Here is an 884-nt window from a genome sequence, read left to right as displayed (position 1 = left end):
CGGTTTACTAATGAAAGCAGTGGAAAAGCACACAAGTAATAAATGGGTAAAACTCTATATTAATAGATGGCTAAAGGCACCTTTTCAAACAAAAGAAGAGGTAGTAGAACGGACTTCTGGTACACCGCAAGGTGGAGTTATAAGTCCAGTTCTAGCAAATCTATTTCTTCATTACACATTTGATAAGTGGATGACTATAAACCATACAAATAATCCTTTTGCGAGATATGCAGATGACGCAGTTATCCACTGTGAATCAGAAGCTGAGGCAACAGAATTGCTTATATCACTTAACAAAAGGATGAAGGAATGTAAACTGGAACTACATCCAACCAAAACACGAATTGTGTATTGTAAAGATGCAGATAGGAAAGAAAATCACGAAAATATTTCGTTCGATTTTCTTGGATATACGTTCAGACCAAGACGTTCCAAAAACAGATGGGGAAAGCATTTTATTAACTTTACACCAGCGATTAGTAATAAGTCTAAGAAATCAATTCGGCAAAAAGTAAGGGACTGGAAGCTACAGTTAAAAGCCGAAAAGGACCTTACGGACCTATCAAATATGTTTAACTCACAGATTATAGGGTGGATTAATTACTATGGCAAGTTCTACAAATCTGAAATGTACTCAACATTAAGACACATCAATAAAGCCTTAATAATGTGGGCAAGGAAGAAATACAAAAGGTTAGCTCGTCACAAGAAAAGAGCTGAATACTTATTAGGTAGAATTGCAAAACAGATTCCAAAACTATTTAAACATTGGGAAATAGGTATCAAGCCTACGGCTGAATAATGGGAGCCGGATGAGCTGAGAGGTTCACGTCCGGTTCTGAGAGGGGCTACTGGGGAGGTTCCAGTGGCCTACTTGCCTTAAA

Annotated in this window: 1 protein-coding gene; it reads left to right on the top strand. The window is 37.7% G+C overall.

Annotation, left to right across the window (positions count from 1 at the left end):
• Window positions 1-802: reverse transcriptase domain-containing protein (locus tag ACSU6B_RS29170; RefSeq protein ID WP_410889960.1), on the top strand; the 802-nt coding region annotated here is incomplete at its 5' end.
• Between the last annotated feature and the right edge of the window lie 82 nt (window positions 803-884).

The organism is Neobacillus sp. C211 (assembly GCF_051842875.1).
GTDB lineage: Bacteria > Bacillota > Bacilli > Bacillales > Cytobacillaceae > Neobacillus.
This window is presented reverse-complemented; position numbering and strand designations above follow the sequence as displayed.